The following is a 231-nucleotide window of genomic DNA, read 5'->3' as shown; positions in this document are numbered from 1 at the left end:
CTTCAGGAAGAGCCTGGCCGCTTCGGTGTCCTGGGCCGCTGCGAGCTGCTTCAAGTCATCCTCCTCGCCCATCATGCCGTCCATGGTGTGGCCGGCACCCATGGTCGCGGATTCGTTCCAGTTCTTGAGCCAGCCGGTCATCGTTTCGATCTCCGGTGCCTGGGCCGCCTTGATCCTGGTGGCCAGGTCAGTGACCGATGCGGGGATGTCCTTCTTCTGGAGCATCATCTC

1 protein-coding gene is annotated in these 231 nt (G+C 62.3%); it reads right to left on the bottom strand.

Annotated elements, in window-relative coordinates:
* Positions 1–231 (bottom strand): DUF305 domain-containing protein (locus AC3XQU_RS25070; RefSeq protein WP_489876789.1); only part of this gene is annotated, 231 nt, incomplete at both ends.

Source organism: Telluria sp. AZSoR62 (genome assembly GCF_058111565.1).
This window is presented reverse-complemented; position numbering and strand designations above follow the sequence as displayed.